Origin of the sequence: Pseudovibrio ascidiaceicola, assembly GCF_900114245.1 — a bacterium.
Classification (GTDB): domain Bacteria; phylum Pseudomonadota; class Alphaproteobacteria; order Rhizobiales; family Stappiaceae; genus Pseudovibrio; species Pseudovibrio ascidiaceicola.
Genome location: NZ_FOSK01000001.1, coordinates 559,727 through 581,472 on the forward strand (window position 1 = coordinate 559,727; position 21,746 = coordinate 581,472).

At 50.9% G+C, this 21,746-nt stretch carries 21 protein-coding genes; 10 read left to right on the forward strand and 11 right to left on the reverse strand.

What is annotated here, in order from left to right; all coding sequences use genetic code 11:
- Nucleotides 1-54 precede the first annotated feature (54 nt).
- Nucleotides 55-492 carry a type III secretion system chaperone gene (locus BM231_RS02690; RefSeq protein WP_139226331.1) on the forward strand — a complete coding sequence of 146 codons (438 nt, stop codon included), beginning with the start codon at nt 55-57 and terminating at the stop codon, nt 490-492.
- A 72-nt stretch (nt 493-564) separates the two neighbouring features.
- On the opposite strand, the gene BM231_RS02695 is transcribed toward BM231_RS02690, so the two are convergent.
- Nucleotides 565-1,494, reverse strand: a complete 930-nt coding sequence (locus BM231_RS02695) for an alpha/beta hydrolase family protein (protein ID WP_093516524.1) — start codon at nt 1,492-1,494, stop codon at nt 565-567.
- 309 nt (nt 1,495-1,803) lie between these two features.
- On the opposite strand from BM231_RS02695, the gene BM231_RS02700 reads away from it, so the two are divergent.
- The 5 genes from BM231_RS02700 (at nt 1,804) to BM231_RS02720 (ending at nt 8,799) form a co-directional block, all read left to right on the forward strand.
- Nucleotides 1,804-2,304 (forward strand): DUF2867 domain-containing protein, encoded by a 501-nt coding sequence (locus BM231_RS02700; protein WP_093516526.1) that lies wholly within the window; start codon nt 1,804-1,806, stop codon nt 2,302-2,304.
- A 344-nt stretch (nt 2,305-2,648) separates the two neighbouring features.
- Nucleotides 2,649-4,706, forward strand: coding sequence for a methyl-accepting chemotaxis protein (locus BM231_RS02705; RefSeq protein ID WP_093516529.1), 2,058 nt, complete (start codon nt 2,649-2,651; stop codon nt 4,704-4,706).
- Nucleotides 4,707-4,874: 168 nt separating this feature from the next.
- Nucleotides 4,875-6,512, forward strand: a complete 1,638-nt coding sequence (locus tag BM231_RS02710; RefSeq protein WP_208860010.1) for a DUF4153 domain-containing protein — start codon at nt 4,875-4,877, stop codon at nt 6,510-6,512.
- A gap of 2 nt (nt 6,513-6,514) precedes the next feature.
- Nucleotides 6,515-7,216, forward strand: coding sequence for a response regulator transcription factor (locus BM231_RS02715; protein ID WP_093516531.1), 702 nt, complete (start codon nt 6,515-6,517; stop codon nt 7,214-7,216).
- A complete protein-coding gene (locus tag BM231_RS02720; protein ID WP_093516533.1) occupies nt 7,213-8,799 on the forward strand; it encodes a sensor histidine kinase in 1,587 nt (528 codons plus the stop codon). Before BM231_RS02715 ends, BM231_RS02720 begins: the two co-directional genes overlap by 4 nt.
- Nucleotides 8,800-9,302: 503 nt before the next feature.
- On the opposite strand, the gene rsgA is transcribed toward BM231_RS02720, so the two are convergent.
- The 6 genes from rsgA to secB all read right to left on the reverse strand — a co-directional run bounded on the left by rsgA (nt 9,303) and on the right by secB (nt 14,052).
- Complete coding sequence (rsgA, locus tag BM231_RS02725) at nt 9,303-10,343, reverse strand: ribosome small subunit-dependent GTPase A (RefSeq protein ID WP_093516535.1); 1,041 nt, start codon at nt 10,341-10,343, stop codon at nt 9,303-9,305.
- A 318-nt stretch (nt 10,344-10,661) separates the two neighbouring features.
- Nucleotides 10,662-11,462, reverse strand: a complete 801-nt coding sequence (locus BM231_RS02730; RefSeq protein WP_093516537.1) for a protein-L-isoaspartate O-methyltransferase — start codon at nt 11,460-11,462, stop codon at nt 10,662-10,664.
- A gap of 182 nt (nt 11,463-11,644) precedes the next feature.
- Nucleotides 11,645-12,157 (reverse strand): hypothetical protein, encoded by a 513-nt coding sequence (locus BM231_RS02735; protein WP_063309144.1) that lies wholly within the window; start codon nt 12,155-12,157, stop codon nt 11,645-11,647.
- A gap of 304 nt (nt 12,158-12,461) precedes the next feature.
- The gene (locus BM231_RS02740) at nt 12,462-12,887 is read right to left on the reverse strand and encodes a hypothetical protein (RefSeq protein WP_093516539.1); all 426 of its coding nucleotides are present in this window, start codon (nt 12,885-12,887) and stop codon (nt 12,462-12,464) included.
- Nucleotides 12,888-12,928: 41 nt separating this feature from the next.
- Entirely contained in the window at nt 12,929-13,378 is a 450-nt protein-coding gene (locus BM231_RS02745; RefSeq protein WP_063309146.1) for a hypothetical protein, read from the reverse strand.
- Between the two features lie 164 nt (nt 13,379-13,542).
- On the reverse strand, nt 13,543-14,052 hold the full coding sequence (gene secB / locus BM231_RS02750) for a protein-export chaperone SecB (RefSeq protein ID WP_063294263.1): 510 nt from the start codon (nt 14,050-14,052) through the stop codon (nt 13,543-13,545).
- Between the two features lie 231 nt (nt 14,053-14,283).
- Here secB and BM231_RS02755 point away from each other — a divergent pair, with 231 nt between their 5' ends.
- A complete protein-coding gene (locus tag BM231_RS02755) occupies nt 14,284-15,639 on the forward strand; it encodes an ActS/PrrB/RegB family redox-sensitive histidine kinase (RefSeq protein ID WP_093516541.1) in 1,356 nt (451 codons plus the stop codon).
- Between the two features lie 131 nt (nt 15,640-15,770).
- On the forward strand, nt 15,771-16,316 hold the full coding sequence (locus BM231_RS02760) for an ActR/PrrA/RegA family redox response regulator transcription factor (RefSeq protein ID WP_057463014.1): 546 nt from the start codon (nt 15,771-15,773) through the stop codon (nt 16,314-16,316).
- Between the two features lie 83 nt (nt 16,317-16,399).
- Here BM231_RS02760 and BM231_RS02765 read toward each other — a convergent pair whose 3' ends face one another.
- Nucleotides 16,400-17,038 (reverse strand): septation protein A, encoded by a 639-nt coding sequence (locus BM231_RS02765; protein WP_063309173.1) that lies wholly within the window; start codon nt 17,036-17,038, stop codon nt 16,400-16,402.
- 452 nt (nt 17,039-17,490) lie between these two features.
- Here BM231_RS02765 and BM231_RS02770 point away from each other — a divergent pair, with 452 nt between their 5' ends.
- The gene (locus BM231_RS02770) at nt 17,491-17,826 is read left to right on the forward strand and encodes a hypothetical protein (RefSeq protein ID WP_093516543.1); all 336 of its coding nucleotides are present in this window, start codon (nt 17,491-17,493) and stop codon (nt 17,824-17,826) included.
- A 283-nt stretch (nt 17,827-18,109) separates the two neighbouring features.
- On the forward strand, nt 18,110-18,598 hold the full coding sequence (locus BM231_RS02775; protein WP_208860011.1) for a DUF1499 domain-containing protein: 489 nt from the start codon (nt 18,110-18,112) through the stop codon (nt 18,596-18,598).
- A 177-nt stretch (nt 18,599-18,775) separates the two neighbouring features.
- Here BM231_RS02775 and BM231_RS02780 read toward each other — a convergent pair whose 3' ends face one another.
- From BM231_RS02780 to BM231_RS02790, 3 genes are all read right to left on the reverse strand, one after another.
- Nucleotides 18,776-19,483: a class I SAM-dependent DNA methyltransferase gene (locus BM231_RS02780; RefSeq protein ID WP_093516545.1), complete on the reverse strand. Its 708-nt coding sequence runs from the start codon at nt 19,481-19,483 to the stop codon at nt 18,776-18,778.
- A gap of 257 nt (nt 19,484-19,740) precedes the next feature.
- The gene (locus tag BM231_RS02785; protein ID WP_208860012.1) at nt 19,741-20,796 is read right to left on the reverse strand and encodes a FecCD family ABC transporter permease; all 1,056 of its coding nucleotides are present in this window, start codon (nt 20,794-20,796) and stop codon (nt 19,741-19,743) included.
- 2 nt (nt 20,797-20,798) lie between these two features.
- On the reverse strand, nt 20,799-21,737 hold the full coding sequence (locus tag BM231_RS02790) for an ABC transporter substrate-binding protein (RefSeq protein WP_063309151.1): 939 nt from the start codon (nt 21,735-21,737) through the stop codon (nt 20,799-20,801).
- Nucleotides 21,738-21,746: the final 9 nt, after the last annotated feature.

Genomic DNA, 21,746 nt, shown 5'->3' on the forward strand with positions numbered 1-21,746 from the left:
AGAAACAAATGGATTGGATGGTCTGTCTTGCAGAATATGACACCGCAAACACTTATGAATAAGGTTGCATCGGATGGCGGCATGGAAGCACCTGTCTTTAATACAGACGGTGAGTGTACGCTGAATGCCGATGATATTGAGATCCACATGCGGGCCTGCGACAAGCGCCTGAAGATGATGGCCTACCTCTCAGAGGATGCCGACGTACCGCAGCATGTCATGGTTCAGATGCTGCACGAGAACCACACCGCAAAGAACCGCTTTACCTTCATTCGTGTTGCCCTTGGCCAGCCTGCCGTTGTTTCCTGCGTCGCTCTTGAAGAGCTTGATGCCACAGAACTCAAACTGTTCCTCGCAGAATTTAAAGAAGTTGTCCGCGCGTGGAAGCCAAAGTTTACCCCTGCCTCCCAGCGTCAGTGCGAGCGTAAAATGAAACGCGATGGTGTGTGTCACTCGCAGGATAGCGCCAAGGCGAAACTGGAACTGCATTAAGCAGCAACCCTGCTAGCTGGCAATCCATCCCCCTCCACAAAAGAAAAGGGCAGAAAACTGCCCTTCGGTGGATCAGTCCAGTTGCGACAACCACCCTTTAACATCCGTGATGACTTGGCCGACCGCGCTCTCCCCTTCAGCCCCTTTAAAGGAGTGGGTCATATCCGGATAGGATTTGTAGGTGATATTGGTTTTGCTCAACTCCGCGAGTTTCGCAATCTGCTCCTCAACTGCCTTAGGAGAAACGCTCTGGTCTTGTCCACCTTGCACAATCAAAACAGGGTTCTCAACCTGAGCCAGAATCTCCAGCTGATCTAGCTTCAGCATGGTGTTCCACCAGTTATAGCCGTGCCCACTCATGTTGACTTCAAACGGCTTGCTTGCGGTAACCTGCTGCGCAAAGCCTTGGAACCCTTCTGACGCTTCTTTGAAAGCCTCATCAGGCATGCCGCTGGACTTCATGTTGTGCAGGATATCGTCAATAAAGTGACGCCCCCCACCATTCAGAGCAACACTGGCCGTCACAAAATTAGTTTTTGCAGCAATCAAATTGGCCACGACAGCACCTTCACTGCCACCCAGCAGAAACACGCGTTCGTAAGTCCCGCCTTCTTTCAGCTGATTGATAGTCTTGATGTAATCTGCTGTCCGGCGTTCCGGTGAATCATTCTCGATGTAATCCGCTGGGCAGTCCGCACGCTCATCATTGCGATCCCATGTGAGATCCGGGGTGATGCCATACTTTTCAACGGTCAGAACATCTGCATCAGGCAGAACCTGCGAGAACTGCTCGTTGATCAGGGTATTATGTGCAACGCTGTTGCAGTCAGAGCCCTGAATGAGAACCAGAAGGTCCGTTGCATCTTTCGGGCTTTGTGATTTCAGATAAACCGTGATTTCACTGCCGTCTTCACGCACAAGATAAAGGCCTGATGCAAAAGCGGCCTGAGCAGTGAAAAGAACGGAACATCCAATAGCAACACGAAGCAAACCAGACTTCATAAAATCCCCCGATAGCAGACACACCAAGCGTACGGTGTTACACAAAAAGGCCTGTCTTGCTGAGCTTCACTCCCCAAAGTGATCTCAGGACCCAACGTGGTCTGCCAGTAATATGAAAATAGAAACACCGAACTGGTGCATGAAAAAGTGTGCTGCAATCATAAGGCGAGAGTATGGCCTGGGAAATATTTTATAACAGTTTAAGACCAGTCGCATAACAGGACCTAGTCCGTTGCCCGTAAAAGCACTTTAGATTACCCTAAAGAACATGTCCCATTAGGAATAGCAGTATTATAAGGAGCTTCAGATATGCTGGAGGCCTCATCTCTCCCGACCCCTCAATTGGTCGCTCCACGCGAAGAGCTTAGCTTCTATCACGTCAACTCTCTGAACATAAATGCACAGCCAACCGCATTTGAGGTCTACCGTGCCCTGTTCAGCAAACGCTCTGCTTGGCTAGGTGCAGCATTTTGGGTGCGGGACCAAATCTCTGCGCTCGCGGGCGTAACAAAGATCAAGGGGTTTGGAGACAAACGCACGATCACACCACCGGTTGTGGGAGAACATCTCGACTTCTTCTTGGTGGAGCATATCGAGGATCGTGAATTGGTGCTCACCTCAAGAGACAGGCACCTCTCAGTCATGACCACTCTCAGTGTCGATGCTGCAGATGAAGGGACGCTGGTGCGCATCACGTCCTCAGTCATCACTCACAACTGGTTCGGAAACCTCTACATGCTGCCTGTTGGCCCAGCCCACAAGTTCATTTCCTGGCGAATGCTACGCAACGTAAGTCGAGCATTCTCTTAATCTAAGTAAAACGCTTAATCAGAATGTATAGGCGGTCTTGTTTTGATATTAAATTTCGAATCTTCACTTGGTTGGTAGATTTTTTATGACTAATTGCTGATCTGATTAATCAATTTACTAATATTTCTTTTTTAAGAATATACGAAATAACTAAAATTTTTTATCTGATTAACAAAAGGAACTAATTTCCAGAAAAGGAACTTCTGAACAAGGCTCTATCGGGAATGTAGCTTTCATACGATTTCAAATGCTGCCCACATGCATGAAATCGCCCCTGTATCGTTAACTAGCCGTAAATAAACAAGGGAAAATGCTTAGCTAGATTTCAGCGGACCCATATTATCATGTTTGCATATTTAGCTAAGCTCAGAATTGTTCATACCATTACACTGCTCTCAGTTATTCCAAGTATTGCAGCTCTCGTTTTTCTCTATCAGCTCATCAAGGTAGACACCGAGGATGAGCAGAAGCTGGCAGCGCTTTCTCAGCTCACCCGCCTTTCTGTCAAAATCGGCAGTCTTGTGCATGAACAGCAAAAGGAGCGTGGGGCCACTGCCTTGTTCCTCGCCAGCAAGGGCCAGCAGTTTGCTGGTGATCTGAAAGACCAGCGCCGGGCAACCGATACAGCGCGCATCGACTACTTGCAGTTCCTAAAAGGTTTCGACCTGACCATCTATCAGCCAGAATTTGCAGCGGATCTGGAAGGCATCAACACGGAACTGCAAAAGACACCTGCCATGCGTGCTGAGGTAGATTCTCTTAATGTTCAGTTGGGAGAGGCCGTCAGTTTCTACACCCAGCTCAACTCCGATAAGCTGGATATCATCGGCTCCATGAGCGAGCTCAGCCCCAATGCGCAGATCGTAGACCGCATCGTGAGCTATCACGCTTTCCTGCTGGCAAAGGAACGGGCTGGACTGGAACGGGCAGTTGGTGCAGCAGGTTTTGCCAGCAACGCGTTCCCGCCTGCCGCTTTAAAGAAATTCCAAAAGCTGATCGTGGAACAAGAGGCCTTTACCCATATCTTCCAGACCTACGCCACATCAGAGATTTTTGCAGACTTCACAAAGGTGCAAAAAGGGGCTGCCAATACGAAGTTAAACACCTATCGCAATATCGCGCTGGGCGAGGCGAACTCCACGACCGCCTTGGAAATGATCAGCGGTCCGGAATGGTTTGAGACGGCGTCCCAGAAGATCAACCAGCTCAAGACATTGGAAAATATCATAGCGTCAAGCCTGATTGCTGACACTAAGCAACTTCAGGCAAATGCGAACGGACGCTTGACCCTGCACATGAGCATCGCTGCGGTTGCCTTCCTTTTGGTGCTCTTGATGTCCCTCATCCTTATCAAATCCATCCAACGTTCTTTCGCTGGTATCATTGAAGCCATGGAACAACTGGCGAGCGGTGACCTCAACATCAAACTGCCAAAGCCTGCCAAAAACGAAGTCGGCCAGATGATCAAGGCGGTATCCGTGTTTCAGGAAAACATGATCCTGGCGCGTGATCTCAAGCAGGAGCAAGACACTCAGCACGCGGTTCAGCTCGAGCGTGCCGAGTTTCTGGAGGGGCGTATCGCTGACTTTGAGCAAGCTGTCTCATACGTGCTGGAAACCATGGGCCGTAACTCGCAGACCATGCAGTTCTCCTCGCAGGAAATGTCGAATATCTCCGAGCTCACAAGCTCCCAGTCCAAAGCTGTTGCTTCAGCGGCTGAAGAAGCGTCCCGCAGTGTCCAGTCCGTCGCCTCGGCAACAGAGGAACTAGACAGTTCCGTCGCCGAAATCGGCAATCAAATGCACCATTGCCGAAAAGCGGCGTCAGAAGCCGTGGAGCAAGTGCATAGTGCCAACTCTGATGCCGCAGAACTGCGCAAGGCTGCGCAAAGCGTGGGGGATGTGGTCAGCATCATCACAGACATTGCTGAACAAACCAATCTGCTCGCACTTAACGCCACAATTGAGGCTGCACGGGCAGGGGTTGCAGGCAAGGGCTTTGCTGTGGTGGCAAGTGAGGTGAAGTCGCTGGCAGAACAAACCTCACATGCCACTGAGCAGATCCGCAATGAGATTGCAGATATCCAACGCGCAACAGAGGGCTCTCTCACTGCAATGGAAGACATCGATAAGATTATCCGCGAGATCGATGAACGTGCCAGTGCCGTCTCCAGCGCCATTAGCGAGCAAAAGTTCGCCACGCAGGAGATTGCAACCAACGTCAGCGAAGTCGCAGGCGGAACGGCGGAGGTTACGGAAAACATCTCCAAAGTGAACGAAGCCGCCATCCAGACCGGCGTAACCTCCAAGCAAGTCCTGATTGCTTCCGAAGAACTCCGCACCGAAGCAGACCACCTCCGTACGGAAATTGATCAGTTCCTGGGTGACATCAAAGCGGCTTAGACAGGCTTACACAGCAACCCCAAGGCAGTCTGCGCATCAGTGCAGGCTGCCTGCACAAAAACTGCACAAATCTGCACGCGATCTCATGTGTTTTGCCCAACTCCCTGCAATCAGGCTCTGTAGATCTCCCTCAACTTCATTCTTTCAAGTGATTTTGGGGCAAAATCAATGTTATCGACCTCTCGTATGCAGATGCCATCATGGATGCCTGTTCTCGGCATTCAAGCGCGTCTAATCCTCGGTCTGGGGCTCTGCCTGCTCGCAGATTTCCTGTTCTTTGGCCACCGTGCAGAAATCGGCTTCAGCATCTTCATCGTGGCGGTTGCCTTTGCAATCATGCTGGCAGGCGCGGGCAGGGCGAGCGCCCACCGTGCATGGATCGCAGTCCTGACGGTGATTGTTGGTGTTGCGCCAAGTGTGCTTCACTGGGACTTCCTCAGCGGGCTGATCGCAGTCTTAGCACTCGCCATGTGCGCATTGATTATGAACTTGCGCGTAAATGCCTTCAATTTGAAGATGGTGAAAGCTCTGCTTATTTTCCTGCGCCGTTGGCCGCTGGGCTTTGTGAAGGACATGATCACGCTGGGACGTGTGAAACGGCGTAAGCGAGTCATGCCCAACTATGCAAAACTGGCGTTTGCGTGGTTTCTGCCCCTAACGCTGTTCCCAGTCTTCCTCTACCTGTTCAGCTCTTCCAACCCGGTCATCGAGCAATGGTTGCTCAATATCCAGTTGGGCAAGTTTTTTGAAAAACTTGATTTCGCCCGCATTGTATTCTGGAGCATTGCCTTCGCACTCATCTGGCCGTTTCTGCGAGTGAAATTCAAACGAAAACTGAAAACCGAGAAAGCAAAGCTACAGGTCAAACAAGCAACTGAGCTGGAAGCGAACCAATCTTACCGGACACTGACGGACGATATTTTTGGTTACAAAGCTGTTGTGCGGTCCTTGGTGCTTTTCAATGGCCTCTTTGCAGTACAATCCGTGCTTGACGCATTCTATCTGTGGGGCTCTCAGGAATTACCTGTTGGCACGACCTATGCAAACTATGCACATAAGGGCGTGTACACTCTTATTATCGCAGCCCTTCTTGCTGCTCTCTTTGTCTTGATTGCCAGTCGATCTGGTGCGCCAACCGCAAAATCCAAGTTAATCAAAGTGCTCTTGCTCACATGGACAGTTCAAACAGCTCTGCTTGTCGTCTCGTGTATTGCTCGCCTCACCAATTATGTCGACGTCTACGCAATGACCTACTTACGCCTCCTTGCGATAATTGGGGTGGCTTTGGTATTAGTTGGTGTTCTCACCATTATCGTGAAGCTTGCTCAGAACCGTGACAACAGTTGGTTGCTGAAGGTAAATATCCTCACTGCCGTCGGCGTGCTTTACATCATCAGCCTTTCAAATACCGCAGGTTTCATCGCACACTACAATGTAAACCACGCCCAAAATAAACGGTTCGATACATGGTATCTGATCAATTTGGGGCCACAGGCAATCCCGGCAATTGATGCTGAAATCCGCAAGGATCTAGAAAATGATAGCCTCCGCACAACTCAGGAAATTTTAGAGTTATCAAAAGCGCGTTTTTCCCTGGCAAACCGTTCACTCCGAGAGATAGAAAACTGGCGCCTTTGGAGCCTGAGAAATCAGCTTCTTGTCAACTATCTCCGAAGCAACCCGATGCCCACCAAATCGAAACCCATTGCCAAGAAGCAAGTCCCGGTCGAACCACAAGCCCCAACCAAGTTGCAAACCGAACCGAGCGACAGTAAAACTCGATATCGTGATGATCCGGGCCTCTGATAATGCAAAATATTCTGGTAGTTGATGATGACGCTCATATTCGCGATGTCATCACCTTCGCAATTGAAAAAGCCAATTACAAAGCAAGTGTTGCTCAAGATGGGTTTGAGGCCGTTGCCCGTTTCAGGAGCGAGCCGGTAGACCTCATTATCCTTGATATTGGTATGCCAGAGATGGATGGCTTTGAGGTCTGCCGGGAAATCCGCAAGCACTCAGAAGTGCCGATCCTGTTCCTGTCAGCGCGTGATGAAGAAATTGACAGGATCCTCGGTTTGGAGATGGGCGGTGATGACTACGTCACCAAGCCATTCAGCCCAAGAGAACTGGTCGCGCGGATTGGTGCGATCCTGAAGAGAACGAAAGGCCCCAAGATCGCAGAGCCAACAAGCCCTGCGCAACGAGAGGCCGGAGGCGTGCTGCTGGATGCTGCGTATCGATCCGTGACGTATCGCGGGTACCCTGTGGAGCTGACATCAATCGAGTTTGAGATCCTGAAACTGTTTCTCGAGCGTCCAAGAATGACGTTCTCACGCGACAAGATCATAGATCTGGCATACCCGCCAAACATCCATGTCTCCGATCGCACCATCGACAGCCACATCCGCAATTTGCGCTCGAAACTGACGAATGCTGGCGCTCCCAATTTAATCGAAACCGTTCATGCCGTCGGGTTTCGATTGGCAGCTATGTCTGCAGCATCATGAAGGCTGCCATAACACGTAAAAAGTGGCGCCCGACCCTAAGCATGGTTGTTGTTGCCGTGTTGCTGAGCGTGCTCCTGCTGCCATTCGCAATCATTCTGTTCTTTCGCATCTTCGAGCATCAGATTTTCCAGCAAACGGAAAATGCGCTGATTGCCCAAAGTGCTGTCCTGTCTGCCGTCATGTCTCGTATGGTGGCCGAGCAAGAGGAGGTAGAACTCGGTGAGTTTGCTGAGGTTGAACCGGCCATCTCCATTGAAAATGGCCCCTACAAACCTATTGCACCCCGTAACTATCTGTTTTCTGCAAAAACATACCCACGTCGTGCAAGAGCGCGTCCTGCTGCCAATCCATCAAGCGAAATTATGCAAGAGATCGGGAGCCGCCTGTCTCCGTTGCTGGTTGAAACTCAAAAGGTCACTCTGGCTGGTTTCCGGGTATTAGACCACAAAGGAAATGTTATCGCTGGGCGCAGTGAACTGGGGCTCTCACTGAACCATATTGAAGAAGTCCGCGCTGCCCTTTCAGGTGAATACAAAAGCGTATTGCGAGAACGAATTTCAGACGAACCGGCTCCGGCGTTCTCATCCTTAAGCCGTGGAACCGCAACGCGTATTTTCTCCGCAATGCCAGTCATGTTGCAGAACAAGGTTGTCGGCGTGATTTACGCGTCCAGAACCCCAAGCAACACCATGCGCCAGCTCTTCAAGCAATGGGAAATTGTTGCCATAGCAAGCGCGTTCACATTGCTGGTGACAGCGCTGATTGGCTTTGTGTTCCTGCGGGTGATTACAAAACCAATCCACGACCTCATAGAACGCACACAGCGGATCAGTACAGGTGATGCAAATGCAATCGCACCGCTCAAGCACAACGGTACACGTGAGTTTGCCTCGCTAGCCGATAGCTTCCTGTCCATGGCACGCAAGATATCCGAGAGGGCAGACTACATCTCCACGTTTGCCTCACACGCAGCACATGAACTGAAATCTCCGATCACGGCAACCAAGGGCGCAGTAGAGCTGCTCTTGGAGTCTGGAGAGGACATGTCAAAGGAACAGCGAGACCGCTTCCTGAACAACATCCTCAAGGATTCTGACAGGGTGACAGCTCTGCTGGATCGCTTGCGTCATCTGGCGCGTGCAGATAACCCGAAATCAACGGGTCAGTTGGATCTGGAAAACCTGCTCAACCACCTGCAAAATCAATATGCTAGCCTTGAAGTAAAACGTGAGAGCCAGTCTTCGGTCCAATTGCCAATCACGGTTGAAAATGCAGAAATCATCTTCTTCAACCTGGTGGAAAATGCGATCAACCACGGCGCGACGAAAGTTACTATCCAAATCGAAGAAACGCCGACATCCCTGCGATTCTACATTTGCGACAATGGAAGCGGGATTTCTGAGGGGAATGCAGGGAAAATTTTTGACCTGTTCTTCACAACCCGCCGCTCAGAAGGCGGTACCGGGATGGGCCTCGGCATCGTACAATCCATGGTGAAATCCCACTACGGTTCTCTCACATTTTTATCGGACCGTGTAGAAACAACCTTCCTTGTTGAGTTGCCTAAAGCGTCTTCTGTTTGATTGGATTTAGTCAAACAATAAGAGTTTGTCCCAACAAAGATGTCAGAGCGTGATGCGTGAACGCAAATAAACACAGGGTGCTCTAAAGCCCTGCTGTACGACGGATAATCCCGAATCTGTGTCCAGCTTCCACTGCTTCGCGGTGAGCGCCTAGCCCAAAAAAAAATCTCGCGCTGTTCTTTATAGGACAGCTTGTTTCATGGATCCGCGCAACACTCAATCTATAGCAGCCGCACAAACAAGGCTGCCACGCCGAATACGGTATTGCAGCACTGCATTCGGTTGAAAAAAAGGTGAGCGTCACCACTTCGGTCAGACAGCATATCCACCGAGTGGACAAACCTCCCGAGGTCCTTGAAGTTGCCTCAACACAACACTTCAAGGACATCTGGCCGACCTACGGAAACTGCCAAATTCGTGGGTCGGCTCCCCCTGAAAACGGAAGTAAACTGTAAGAATGCGCTCCCGCAAACGAGCATCTACGGGAGCACATACGATGAGTGTCAGGCGTCGCCTTTCATATGCCGGCTCCCGCTTTGCACGCGTTTGACCATTTTCGAGAAATTCTTTGATCGGGACCGGGACTGAGCAACAGTCTCACTGTTGTATTGCTCTTCCCGCACCAGCTTCTGCCAGCGTTTCAATCGTGCTGCATCCAGCTCACCCGCCTCAATCGCGGTTTGGATGGCACAACCCGGCTCTGCTTCATGGCTGCAATCACCAAACCGGCATTCTTCAGCAAGATCAACAAGATCCTGAAACACAGCCGAAACACCTTCAGAAACCTCATAGAGCCTCAAAGCACGCATGCCCGGGGTGTCCATAAGCCAACGTCCTTCACCAATGGGGTAAAGGCATCGTGCCGTCGTTGTGTGCCGACCCTTGGCATCATCTTCACGAATGCCAGAGGTTTTGGCCGAAGAACCGCTCAAACTGTTGAGAATGGTCGACTTACCAACACCAGAAGACCCAACCAAAGCAGCTGTTTGCCCGGCTTTCCACCAGTCAAAGAGCGGCGTGATTTGAGAGGGATCACGGGTATCCAGCGCGACGACGGGCAATAAAGGGTCAATCTTCTGCACCTGGACTTCGAAGTCCCGCGTGTCTTCCACTAAATCGGCTTTGGTCAACAATACAACAGGTTGAATACCCGCTTGCTGGGCAACGGCCAGATACCGCTCAAGGCGTGCAATGTTGAAGTCTTTGTTGCAGGAGGTGGTAATGAACAGCACATCCAGATTAGCCGCAATCAGCTGCGTCCGTGCGTCTTCGCCTGCTGCCCGTCGTTCCACGACAGTGAGGCGATCAAGAACACGTGTAACCTGAAACTGAGAATCATAGATGACCCAGTCACCAACTGCATAAGAGCCGGTAGACCCATGGCCTGGGACGCTCAAAGAAAACTCTCCCTCGCTGCTGATGGCGACCATCTGGTTTCTATGAACCTGAGTAACGCGCGCAACAGAAAGGGTTTGCAGCTCGTCATCGCGAAGCTGCATCATAAAATGAGCGGACCAACCCAGCTCAATCAATTTATGGGACATTTATCTGCCTGAAATAGAACAGCACCAAGGGGTCCCCGTAGCCATCGCATACGGACCCCAAAGTGGGTCAGGCAGGTAAGGCGTGTTGCCTATTTAAACGAACCTGCCTGAGGCACCTTTATTACAATCATCAAACACCTCCTTTGGTTACGTTTCGGGCATCACACTCTTGTGCAACATCATTGAGCTTATAGAGCTGCCGGGTGTTTGGCAAGCAGGATTCCCATGCGGCATAATGGCTGAAGTACCTTGTGTCTGATTGGCTTCAATCAAACCATAAGAATTCGCTCCACTAAAGATTTTGGAGGGCGATGTGCTCTATGAATTCGACTTGGCTTCAAGTGCCAGATGGATCATTTTCGCCACATCCAGCACGTCATCATTCAGCGCTTGCTCAACCACGCTGATGTCCACCGTCATGTCATGGAGCTCGCCAAAATCGTCTGTAAACGGACTGTTCTTGTATGTGTGGCTGACGACAAAGGCACACGGGGAGCTGACCTTCAGCTCACACGCCTTCTTTTTCTTCTTCAAGCTGATAAAGAAGCCATGCCCCCAGTCATTGGTAAAGGGAAACACGATTTGCCCCCGCAGCTTGGTGTTGCGATAAAGCTGGGCTGGGATTGTTGTTGTACCATAGCAAAGGTAGACCCGATCTAACGGCGCGCCTCTGTAGTCTGCATGAACGTTCGCAATGGATGCCAGATTCTCACGACACGCGTCATACAGTTTGTCATGCGGCTCATCGAAATAGACAGACCCCTCTGCACCAACCACATGAGCAATGATGGCAGTGAAATAACCAAGACCAGAGCCTGATTCAAAAACTGCCATACCCGGTTTGAGATCTGACCAGTTGAAGATCTGCGCCCATAAAGACGGCTGACCAGTATTGATATTGGCCTCGTGCACAAGCTCTACCAGCATGTCCTGATAAAGGTCCTCAGGATCCTCCAGAACCGCCCTGCGGCCATATCCCTGCGTTGTGATGGCTACACGCCAGGGAGGAGGGAAAAGGAAATTCTCTTTGCGAACAGTGGCAAACGCATCCATCAGCAATGCCCGGTTCCCACCGCGCAAATTGTAACAAACTTCTTGTGCGTATGCGTTTTCAGACATCGCAGAAAAACCGCCGCCTCAAGAGAAGAGATAAAGCATGACCCATGTGACCGGATTCAATCAAATCGCATCAGTCTACTCAAATCAAATGTTAGAGCGCAGCACGTGAATGCCACAAACTCCAGCACAGACTAGCTTTTCTCAAGAGCAATTGAAGACCAGTTGAAATAAGGGGCCAAACTTTAACGGAGCCCTATTGCGCGGAGCTGGCTGCGGATTGATGTGCGTTTCTCGGAAGGAGGAGCCAGCCAGATCATAAGAAAGGCATAAAGTGCAAAAGGTAAATAGGCCGCCTTGGTAAGCCAAGGATAAGCTGCAACCAACAATCTGAGCTTGTCTGGTGAGACCAGATAAATGATCAGCATCCAATATAAAACGACAACAACCCAGGTGCAGAGATACCGGGTTAGGAAGCCTAAAATATTAAGGCGTCTCGGCCATAAAACGGCAGCTAAAACAAGGTACCCGCCAAGATAGATTGAGTTGATGAACAAGCTATCTTGAGCTGTGGCATCAACCAATTTACTTACATACGGATAAGAGGCATAGAAAACCACAAAGCTCAGATACTTGCGTATGAGACCAAAGCGCGTCAGCGGCATTGAATTCGGATCAAAGAGCTCCTGCTCAGAATATTGACCACTATATCTCTTGTAAAAGCTGATGGCTTTGTTTTGCATAAGTGCGCCGCGCATAAAACGATTTCTCGTTTTTTCGCATATAGATAAAGCCAACGCAACCAAGCTTCCACAGAGATCGTGCCGCAGAATCTTTCATCTTATTCTTTGCTGAAGGTGCTCGCCTGATCAAACGCTCTTGCCAGCCTTAGGTGGCACATCATCGCCAAAGAGGTCAGTCACGAGAAAATCTCGCGCGGCATGATACCTCTTACAGTATTTCCAATAGAAGTTAGTGCCTTTGGTTCGGATATCAGGCTCGTGCAACCGACAGAATGCTCCGTATTTTGCACAGCGCTAACTCAGGTACAATCTGAAGCTTTTAGCTAGGCATTTCATAGCTGTATGAAGCGCAGAAATTGGACTGGCTCTCCATGCCTTCTACCGTCATAGGCGGCATGTCTCCGTCAAAAACATCGATTGCCAGCATATTTTTGCTTGGGTAGCTGAGAACGAGGTAGCCATCTGTCGTGTCGGGCAAACAGAGATTGTTGTCACGGATCAGCATGAGCATATCAGCGCCCGTAAAGCGGTAGAGATTGGGAACGTCGCTGGTTACAGGCTTAATATGCAGCACACTTCCTGTCGCCATAGTGATGGAGGTCATCCCCAAGACGATATCACCGGTAATGCTTGTCGCGGTGGTGCTGGAGGCGCCCCATTTTTTATCAGGCGCCTCGCCAGCATAAGCAAGCGGAATAGACGCGAGAGACAGGCCCAGAAAGACAGCAGTAATCTTGATTTTCATTTGGAACTACCTTGATTGAAACAGTCAGGGCGTAGGTTGCCCTACGACTTGTTGTAGGTAAACGAACCGCAGAACCCGGCTTGCTGATCAACGCTCTTGCCAGCTTCAGGCGGCACATCACCTCCAAAGACATCAATCACGAGAAAATCTGGCTGCGATCGATCGATGATCATGAAACCTTTATCGACGTCTTTTTCGCAGAATACTTTGCCCTCTGGCAGGTCGAGTGACGTTGCACCAGTGAAGGAGAAGAGGTTGGGGGTATACCCTTCAACGCCCGTAATTGTCAGAATTCCAGATTTGCCCATCTCGATCGTCCCCGGAGCCAGAATAATGTCTCCGGTGATCTGCTCAGCAGAAAAGCTGTAGGCGTGCCAGTCTTCTGGACCGGCAATTTCTGGCTCGTCCTGAGCAAGGGAACCAACAGGTGTCATCATGAGGGCAACAATGCCCAGAGCACCAGCGATACTTCGAAGTTTTGGATGCCGCATCTTAAGTCTCTTGAGGCCTCTATCCGTTTAACGCGGAGATCCTAGGCGGCGAACATAAATATCTTACTAGATCGAAATATCGAATTGCAGGCAAAACAAAAGCCACGCTGGGATCCAACGTGGCTTTGTCAAAGTACCGACGGTGTGCCGGAAACTTAAAATTCTTAGTTTGGCTTTGCTTCGCCGTTCTCGCCTGCAGCAGGTGCCTGCTGAGCAGCAGCAGCCTGAGCGAGGTTTTGACGGTACAGAGCTGCAAAGTCGATTGGATCGAGCAGCAGTGGTGGGAAGCCGCCATTGCGTGTAGTGTCTGCAAGGATGTTGCGAGCAAACGGGAACAGCATGCGTGGGCACTCGATCAGGATGAACGGGTGCATATGCTCCTGAGGAACACCGGTGATCTGGAATACGCCACCGTAAACGAGTTCAACAGCAAACAGAACCTGCTCAGGAGTGTTCGCTTTTGCGTTCAGAGTAATAATAACTTCGAACTGGTCTTCGCCAATTGGGTTCGCACCAACGTTTACGTTGATGTCCAGCTTAGGCTGTTCACCTGGCTGAAGAGACTTTGGAGAATTAGGGTTTTCAAAAGAAAGGTCTTTAATGTACTGAGCCAGGATGTTCATGCCTGGTGCAGCTGCTTCACCCTGTTCACCAGCAGTATTAGCTTCACTCATATCGTTTTTCCCGTGTCGCAATAACAATCACTGGTACAACACACTGTCACTCTTAAGTGTTTGTTTGCCGTACCTGCGCAACTAGATGGTGGCTAGCATGCCCCAGAGGCGGATACAAGGCTATGCTAACATTTCAGCGGCAAAACAAGATAGTTCTGCCACATAACCCATTGGCAAGTGGATCACCTGTGATTTATGAAGGGCCTCTGTGACATATTGGAGCAAGATTAAATGTTAAGCACACCGGAAGGGCAGTCGCGACTGTTAGACCCGCAGATCAAGCTGGATACGCTTGTGCGTCTGCGCTGGTTGGCAGTAGCAGGACAAACTGTCTCTCTGCTTGTGGTGCACTATCTGCTCAACTTCCCACTGCCCATTGGTTACAGCTACGTTCTGGTGGCTGCATCCGCCTGGCTCAATGTCATCCTGAAAATCCGTTGGCCATCAAGCACGCGCATCTCCAAAAATGCAGCAGCAGCTCAGCTGGCCTATGATATCATTCAGCTCGGCGGCCTGTTCTACCTCACCGGTGGTCTGGGCAATCCGTTCTGTTTCCTCATTCTTGCGCCTGTTGTGGTGTCTGCAACTGCGCTCTCCTCCCGCAACACCATCATTCTCGGCGCGCTGGCCGGAGCAGTCGTCACGCTGCTCACCGCGTTTCACATGCCGCTGCCATGGTATGATGGTACGCAGATCGATCTGCCACCGCTCTACCTTGTCGGCGTCTGGTTCTCGCTCATGTGCTCCATGTTCTTCATGGCCACATACTCTCTTCGGGTTGCTGAGGAAGCTCGCCAGCTCTCCAACGCGCTGGCCGCCAGTGACATGGTCTTGGCTCACCAAAAGCACCTGTCCGCGTTGGACGGCCTTGCAACGGCTGCGGCGCACGAACTCGGCACACCATTGGGCACGATCTATCTCACAGCCAAAGAGCTCTCCACTGAGTTTGAAGAGGGCAACCCGCTGCGTGAAGATGCTGAGCTGGTTTATTCTCAAGCCGCACGCTGCCGTGAAATCCTGAAGAAGCTCACAAGCCTGTCCAGTGACGCCGATCAGGTGTTCCAGCGCATGCCAATCTCGCTACTGCTGGCAGATGTCTCAGAGCCGCACCGTGGCCTTGGCATCGAAATTAAGATCAAGGCAGAAGGTGTTGGACCAGAGCCAGTCGGCGTCCGTGATGCTGCCATCAGCTATGGCCTCGGCAACCTGCTCGAAAATGCCGTAGACTTCGCAGAAACCACCGTTCTTTTCGAAGCGAAGTGGGATGAAAAGCACGTCGAGATTTTCATCCTGGATGACGGACCAGGCTTTGCGCCGGACGTGCTTGCCAGAATGGGCGAACCCTATGTGTCCAAGCGCTCCGCACCTGCAATCCCAGAGGACGGCGTGGAAGAATTTGATGGAGAAGTTGAGCACCAGTCAGGTGGTGGCCTGGGCCTTGGCTTCTTCATTGCCAAAACATTGCTGGAGCGTTCTGGCGGAAGAGTGAATTTTCATAATCGAAAAGATCCCGACCGCGGTGCTTTGGTTCATATTCGCTGGCTACGTGAAACTATGGATCAGGGAGCGCAAACTCCAGAAACCTGAGAGTAAATCTCTACGTATCCTAGTAAAAATACTTTAGCGAAATCTGGCTATAAAAGCCCATGGGAACTTCCCTTAACTGAAAAATATACTAAAGTGTCCTGTGAATACCGTAGATTAATCGGACCTGCAAAATGACAGAACCAGAAGTTGCACCTCTTGGACGCCTTCTAATCGTCGATGATGATCGTGCTTTCCAGCAGCGCTTGGAACGTGCGATGCAGAAACGAGGGTTTCACACGGAAACCGCTGATGGCGTGAGAGAAGCGCTGAGTAAAGTTGCAGCACAGGCACCTGATTATGCTGTCGTAGACATGCGCCTCGAAGATGGCAGTGGTCTGGACGTGGTTGAAGCCATCCGCATGAAAAAGCCGGACGCGCGCGCAATCATCCTGACCGGCTATGGCAACATCGCAACCGCTGTAACAGCTGTAAAGCTTGGTGCCATTGACTATCTCGCAAAACCAGCTGATGCCGATGATATTCTGGCAGCGTTGACCCGTCGTCCAAACGATAAAGCCCCACCACCAGACAATCCAATGTCTGCTGACCGGGTTCGTTGGGAGCATATCCAGCGCGTTTACGAACTGTGTGACCGCAACGTTTCAGAGACAGCCCGTCGCCTGAACATGCACCGCAGAACGCTTCAGCGCATCCTGGCAAAGCGCGCACCGCGCTAATCCAGAGCCTAGGCTACAGAAATACAAAAGCGCGGCTCAAACCGCGCTTTAATTTTGTCTGCATGTAAGAAAGAGGGGGAGCTTTAGCTCTTCTCTTCGCTCTCAAGGCTGTGCTTCTGGATCAGCGGCAGCTGCATCATGGTGAAGACCATGGTGATCGGCATGAAACCGAAAACTTTGAAGTCCACCCAGAAGTCCGTTGAGAAATTGCGCCAGACAAACTCATTGATCAGCGCCAGTACAAAGAAGAACACGCCCCAGCGCATCGTCAGCTTGCGCCAACCTTCAGCATCCAACTTGAAGGCGCTGTCAAACACATAGCCCAGCAGAGATTTGCCGAAGAACAGCCCGCCCAGCAAAATGGAGCCGAACAAGGTGTTCACGATGGTGGGCTTGAGCTTGATGAACAGATCATCCTGCAAATACAGCGTCAGTGCGCCAAACACGAGCACCACAACACCAGACACCATCGGCATCACAGGTAAATGGCGGGTCAGGATGTAGGACACGGTGAGGGAGATGGAGATTGCCACCATAAAGGCAGCCGTCGCAATAAAGATCGGCTGACCAAGAGCACCCAGTGCAGGAAACATCTCGGCAAGCTGTGCGCCTCTGGAGTTGGCGATGAAGAAAACGCCCAATGGACCGAGCTCAAGGGCCAGTTTCAAAAGTGGCGAAACGTCTTGGCGCTCAGTTGTCTGCGTAGAGCGTTCTGAATTCATCTGCAAAGGCTTCCTTTTGTTGCTTTTCTCCCGACCTGAGAGATTTAAGCAGCAATTTTGCTATTAAAAGGGCAATTAAGAGCGAAATTGCAAAATCGTCAAGTTTTATGGCACCAATATAGCCGTTTTGAGGGACCAAAGCCTTAATTATGCGTTCATCTTGCAATGCGAGAGGTGTTGCAGCCAACCAGGAAGTGTCAGTTTCGTTTGCTCGTTAGTGCTTAAGTTTGGATTGCATTAGAAATATTAAGCAATCTATGGGTGTTTTGTGATCGTGTTTGATAGGTCTATTTGATTTTACTCATGAATTCCAAATTGTAAAAAGTAAAAATTATCAATTAGTTCGCGGTGAGTTTACGTCGACAGGGTGCATTGAATCTCATATTTATTAAAATACTGCACATATTGATGTGTAGTGGCGATATATCCAAATTCATCTGGAACTACATATTATGAAAACCACTCTTAAATGCCTCGCGGCCGCACTTCTGCTTAGCGCTTCTACACAGACTACCTTTGCTGGCCCTATTAAAGATGCGATGATCAAGCACGCCACCATCGCGAGCTTCATTGGAGCAGAAAAAAGCTGCGGACTCACTATTCCTGATGAAAGGGGCAAAGCCCTGCTCGACGAAATCAAGAGCGAAGATGAAGGGTATGTCATGAGCGTAGTCATGATGTCCATGGTGCATGAGCAAGTTGTTCAGAAAATCGAGGATCCTGCCGCTCGTGAAAAATATTGCTCTGAGCTCATCGCCGAAGCGCGCGAGCAGGGTGTGATTGACTAAGTCAGCATTTATGCACTTGCTCGCTAGATCTTATGTTTGAGGTTGGGAGCTTCTGAAAGTCATTCGTGATTGAGCATTTTAAGGCGGCGCTTGGATTAAACCTCAGCTCCGCCTTTGTTGTTTCTGGTGGCACTCTCAAAACACTGAGCACCCCGGTAATCTCAGATGCAAACCTGCAAGGTCCATAAACAGATTGTGTCGCACTCTAAACACTAGAATTTCATTTCACCCGCAACCCCTGAGTGAGCTATGCTTTGTGCAGGTGGGATTTCCGGAAACGATGATGTTTAAAGGTCTTTCTAAAATGGCTGTTCTTGCAATTCTTCTGGTCGCGCTTGTGGTTGGCGTCACTGTAAAGCTTATCTGGCAAAACTCTAAACTGCCAGATTATGTAGGTGTGCATGACGGTCAGTTTGCAGCCCTGCCCAATTCCCCCAATGCCGTCTCCTCTCAAACAGAAGATGCGACCCGCCGTGTTGAGCCTCTGCCCATGCTTGCCTCCTTTGAGATCACGCAGGCAGCTCTCACCAACACATTGCAGGAGATGGGCAAGAACAAGATCAGCAAGGTTGATGGACCTTACCTTCATGCCGTCTTCACAAGCTCAAGCATGGGCTACAACGACGATGTGGAGCTCTGGATTGATGAAGAAGCAGGTATCGTGCACTATCGCTCTCAGTCTCGGGTTGGCTATAGCGACATGGGCGCGAATAAGGCTCGCTACGAGCGCTTCAGAAGCATTTATTCCACCTTCACTGACACCGAGAATTGACTCAGAGGCAACTAACACACCTGTGAGTTTCGCAGAGTCAATATCTCCTTGAAATGACTCATGAATCTACCTGAAGACATGCAATATACCTGACTCTGCGGGAGATAAACCGCAGAAACCTTGAGACTCACAAATCTGTAAGTAGCCGGTGAGTCTGAAGCGGGTCAGTAAGGGAGCTTACTTGCTGCAGTGGCTTTGGCATTTGAAAAAGATGAAGCTCGGGTTCTTCTGCAGCTTCTCATAGTGGATCGGAGATTTCTCCTTCATCTCCGCAGCTGGCATCCCTTCACGCAGGTCTACAACACACATTCCGGCACCGGAGAGCCAGCCAAAAAGCATAGAGAGCGGGCGGCGATAAAAACTCACCTTCACCGGCATGCCAATAGTGTTCCATTCCTCAGTCACATGCTCCTGACGCAAGTAGCTGCCGCTTGGAGAACACTGCGCATCCACCAGCGGATGGTGCGTTGAAAACACGAAGTATCCACCCGGCTTCAGTACCTGTCCGATATCGTTAAAAAGCTTGTCCAGATCCTCGACGTAATGGATCATCAACGGACAGATCACCAGATCGAACTTGCCTTCCAGCTTGTCCGGTAACCCATCAGACAAGTCGGAGGTGTAGCACTTCACGTTGTCGTCCAGCTTCTCTTTCACCAGCTTCAGCATCTGCTCAGATTCATCAATGCAGGTTACATCGGCTCCGTGATCATAGAGAAATTGCGCGTAGACACCTGGCCCACATCCTAGGTCAAGAACCTTCAGACCCTGCAACGGAGGCAGCATGCCAAGCAGCGTTGGTCGCTCTAAAAGAGCATTGTAGATGTTCTCCTGAATGGCCTCATCATATTGCTCGGCAAATTCGCTATACAACCGAGATGTCATTCACGCACTCCGCATCAAACACATGTTCCCGAAACAGACCTCTGATCATCACCTAGGAATATGCGACAAAACCATAATTAAAAGCAGCCGGAACCAACCGGAATAAAGGTAAATACCCTTTAAAATCCGTGTTTCTGCCATGCTGCCAGAACAGCCTTGTATGAGTCTAACCCGAAAAATCTGTGTCACGATGGCGGCAAGCTCAAGCTCATATCGCAGCGACAACGAGGTGCCAGAACCCCTGAAAAACGGCAGAGCTACCGCTTTTCCCGTAAGAGCCAGATAAAGAAAATCCCGCCAATAAGCCCGGTAATGATGCCAATCGGCATGTCTTCCGGCTTCATCAGCGTCCGTGCAGCAGCATCTGCAAGCAATAGAAAGATCGCCCCAAACAGCGCTGAAACAGGGATCAGGCGTCGATAATCGCCGCCAACAAACAACCGCACAATATGAGGCACCATAAGTCCCACAAACCCGATCATGCCGGAAAACGCGACCATAACACCCGTAATCAGCGCACCAATCACAAAGGTTTCCAGCCGGAATGCACCAACGGATATACCAAGCGTTGTCGCCGTCTCATCGCCAATTGTCATTGCGTTGAAGTGTCCAGCCCGAAACCACAGCCAGAGCCCGCATAAAGCAAGCACCACCAGCGGGTAGGCGAGATGCCCCCACTGTGCCAGCCCCAATCCGCCCAGCATCCAGTAAACCACAGTATGCGTCGCCCGTGGGTCTGCCAGAAAGATGAGAATATTGGCGCCAGCCATCAGCACAAAACTCACCGCCACACCGGTTAGCACCAGACGGTCGGCACTGGTCGCGCTTGTAAACTTCGCCACGCCAATCACCAGCAGTGTTGCCCCAAGAGCACCCAGAAACGCCAGCAAAGGCACGGTGAGCATCCCCAAAAACAGCCCCGTATGCAGCAGAGCCAATACGGCCCCAAACGCACCACCAGCTGAAATGCCGATTAGGTGCGGGTCCGCCAGTGGGTTGCGGGTGACGGATTGAAGGCAGGCTCCCACGATGGAAAGCCCGGCCCCCACCATGATCGCCAGCAGTGCACGAGGCAGGCGGATCTCCCAGAGAATGCTCTCCCGCCCCAGCGACCAGCTCGGCTCAACCGTGCCCGGCACCAGTTTGTTGGCAAGAACACCCCACACAGTCTCCATGGAAATGGAAACCGCCCCAACGGAGACCGCAAGGCAGACAGAAAGAACCAGCGCAGCCAATCCCACGCAGCAAATCTGCAGCAAATGATGAGAAGAGCCCTCTTTGGGGGCTACAACAACACCGGTTCCTTCGCTCATTGTTAGTTACCCCAGAATGCGGTTGCGAGTTTCTTGATCGCCTTGATGTTCCGCGGGCCCGGAGTTGCTTCAGCATATTCCAGCGTCACGAACCGGTCATTCTTCACCGCATCCATATCCGCAAAGGCGGGGTTGTTGAGCATGAACTCACGCTTCTGTGCAGCAGTCACTTCGCCGTAGTTGATAATCACGATCACTTCCGGGTTGGTCTCAACCACAGCCTCCCAGTTCACGCGCACCCAGCTCTTATCCAAGGTATCCGTCACGTTGGTACCGCCAGCAGCCTCAATCAGCGCGGTTGGCATCCCATAACGACCAGCAGTGAACGGAGAATCTTCACCTCCGTCATAAACAAACACACGCAGAGGTGTATCAGCGGCCTTCAGGCCAGCTTTGAACTGCGCAAGGTCTTCGCGATAAGCCTGTACCAACGCTTCCGCCCGCTCTTCAACATCAAAGATGCGGCCAAGGTTCAAAAGGTCATTGTACATGTCATCCATGGAAACCTTTGGCTTCTCGCCAATATGGATGCAGCTCTCGGTCAGCTCATAAACCTTGATCCCAAACGGTGCCAGAGTTTCCGGCGTAACCGGGCCGCCAACCTTCATGCCGTAATTCCATCCGGCAAAAAAGAAGTCCGCATCAGCCCCAATCAACACTTCTTTGCTTGGGTATTTGGGAGCAAGCTCCGGCAATACAGCCACCTGATCAGTCAATTCTTCATCCAGCGTTTTCCAGCCAGAAATGCCAGTGTAACCCGCCATGTTGTCCTGCAATTCCAAAGCCAGCATCATCTCGGTGAGATTGGAGTCGTTGGAAATGGCCCGCTGCGGAACACCATCAAATGTGACGGTGCGGTTGCAGCTCTGTACGGAAACCTCTGCCAGCGCAGCGGAGGAAGAAAGCAGCGCCACAGCCAGCGCTAAACCAAGCTTTTTCATGAAAAGTGT

Excerpts from the sequence above, each read along its gene's own strand:
- BM231_RS02690 (WP_139226331.1), top strand. The coding sequence starts at position 55 with ATGAATAAGGTTGCATCGGATGGCGGCATGGAAGCACCTGTCTTTAAT.
- BM231_RS02695 (WP_093516524.1), bottom strand. The coding sequence starts at position 1,494 with ATGAAGTCTGGTTTGCTTCGTGTTGCTATTGGATGTTCCGTTCTTTTC.
- BM231_RS02700 (WP_093516526.1), top strand. The coding sequence starts at position 1,804 with ATGCTGGAGGCCTCATCTCTCCCGACCCCTCAATTGGTCGCTCCACGC.
- BM231_RS02705 (WP_093516529.1), top strand. The coding sequence starts at position 2,649 with ATGTTTGCATATTTAGCTAAGCTCAGAATTGTTCATACCATTACACTG.
- BM231_RS02710 (WP_208860010.1), top strand. The coding sequence starts at position 4,875 with ATGTTATCGACCTCTCGTATGCAGATGCCATCATGGATGCCTGTTCTC.
- BM231_RS02715 (WP_093516531.1), top strand. The coding sequence starts at position 6,515 with ATGCAAAATATTCTGGTAGTTGATGATGACGCTCATATTCGCGATGTC.
- BM231_RS02720 (WP_093516533.1), top strand. The coding sequence starts at position 7,213 with ATGAAGGCTGCCATAACACGTAAAAAGTGGCGCCCGACCCTAAGCATG.
- rsgA (WP_093516535.1), bottom strand. The coding sequence starts at position 10,343 with ATGTCCCATAAATTGATTGAGCTGGGTTGGTCCGCTCATTTTATGATG.
- BM231_RS02730 (WP_093516537.1), bottom strand. The coding sequence starts at position 11,462 with ATGTCTGAAAACGCATACGCACAAGAAGTTTGTTACAATTTGCGCGGT.
- BM231_RS02735 (WP_063309144.1), bottom strand. The coding sequence starts at position 12,157 with ATGCGCGGCGCACTTATGCAAAACAAAGCCATCAGCTTTTACAAGAGA.
- BM231_RS02740 (WP_093516539.1), bottom strand. The coding sequence starts at position 12,887 with ATGAAAATCAAGATTACTGCTGTCTTTCTGGGCCTGTCTCTCGCGTCT.
- BM231_RS02745 (WP_063309146.1), bottom strand. The coding sequence starts at position 13,378 with ATGCGGCATCCAAAACTTCGAAGTATCGCTGGTGCTCTGGGCATTGTT.
- secB (WP_063294263.1), bottom strand. The coding sequence starts at position 14,052 with ATGAGTGAAGCTAATACTGCTGGTGAACAGGGTGAAGCAGCTGCACCA.
- BM231_RS02755 (WP_093516541.1), top strand. The coding sequence starts at position 14,284 with ATGTTAAGCACACCGGAAGGGCAGTCGCGACTGTTAGACCCGCAGATC.
- BM231_RS02760 (WP_057463014.1), top strand. The coding sequence starts at position 15,771 with ATGACAGAACCAGAAGTTGCACCTCTTGGACGCCTTCTAATCGTCGAT.
- BM231_RS02765 (WP_063309173.1), bottom strand. The coding sequence starts at position 17,038 with ATGAATTCAGAACGCTCTACGCAGACAACTGAGCGCCAAGACGTTTCG.
- BM231_RS02770 (WP_093516543.1), top strand. The coding sequence starts at position 17,491 with ATGAAAACCACTCTTAAATGCCTCGCGGCCGCACTTCTGCTTAGCGCT.
- BM231_RS02775 (WP_208860011.1), top strand. The coding sequence starts at position 18,110 with ATGTTTAAAGGTCTTTCTAAAATGGCTGTTCTTGCAATTCTTCTGGTC.
- BM231_RS02780 (WP_093516545.1), bottom strand. The coding sequence starts at position 19,483 with ATGACATCTCGGTTGTATAGCGAATTTGCCGAGCAATATGATGAGGCC.
- BM231_RS02785 (WP_208860012.1), bottom strand. The coding sequence starts at position 20,796 with ATGAGCGAAGGAACCGGTGTTGTTGTAGCCCCCAAAGAGGGCTCTTCT.
- BM231_RS02790 (WP_063309151.1), bottom strand. The coding sequence starts at position 21,737 with ATGAAAAAGCTTGGTTTAGCGCTGGCTGTGGCGCTGCTTTCTTCCTCC.